The sequence below is a fragment of the Streptococcus suis genome, from assembly GCF_002964045.1.
Classification (GTDB): Bacteria; Bacillota; Bacilli; order Lactobacillales; family Streptococcaceae; genus Streptococcus; species Streptococcus suis_U.
Genome location: NZ_POPB01000457.1, coordinates 1 through 913, shown reverse-complemented (window position 1 = coordinate 913; position 913 = coordinate 1). Strand labels below are relative to the sequence as shown.

1 protein-coding gene is annotated in these 913 nt (G+C 40.3%); it reads right to left on the bottom strand.

Features of this window, described 5'->3' with window-relative positions:
* A partial coding sequence (locus C1E99_RS11580; RefSeq protein ID WP_105207632.1) for an ISL3 family transposase occupies positions 1-913 on the bottom strand: 913 nt, incomplete at both ends.

The following is a 913-nucleotide window of genomic DNA, read 5'->3' as shown; positions in this document are numbered from 1 at the left end:
CTATACTTTAGAAAAGTTTTAAAAACAGTTTTAAAGGCAGGATTGACAAGCTCCAGATTGTCTTCTAGAAGCTCGAAGAAATATTTCGAGTTCATCTCTTGGAAATGGAAGAGAAGGATCTGATAGAGTTCGTAATAGAATTTCAGTTCCTCAGAGAAATTCAATGTTTTCTGGACAACCTCTCTCGGTGTTACTGTTTGCCCAAAAGTGCGAGAAAAGAAGCGATTCAGAGACAGTTTACGGCTATCTTTTTGGAGAATACGCCAGTGATTTTTCATGGATCGATAAGGTAGGGAACGCGTATCGAAAGTCTTCATAATATCAATTCTAGTCGTCATCATAGCACGGCTCAGATGTTGGATAATGTGAAATCTATCAAGGACAATTTTAGCTCTTGGAAATAGTTTTTTGATGATGGGAATATAGCTACCCGACATGTCCACTGTTACGACCTCGACAGTTTCTCTGACTACCCTAGGATACTTGTAGAAATAGTTCTTGATGGTGGTTTGGCGGTTGTTGTCAAGAATGGTCACAATCGATCTCGTCTCAAAATTCTGAGCAATAAAGGCGAGTTTTCCCTTGTTCCGACTAAATTCATCCCAGCTCAAGACTTTTGGTAATGTCGTAAAATCATGCTCAAATTGAAACTGAGCCAGTTTCCTCTGGACGACCGATACGGAGATATGTAATCTCCTAGCGATGGCTATATTGGTCATGTTTTCTGTATGGAGTTGTGTCACTTTGTCCCAAATAGGTTGGGAAATCTGACAGTTTTTCTTGACTAGAGCTGTCTCAGCTACAGTCACTTTTTGGCAAGATTTGCATTGAAACCGTCGTTTCTTAAGCAAGAGGAGGGTCGGAAAGCCCTGACAATCCAAAATCGGAATCTTTGACGACTTTTGAAAGTCGT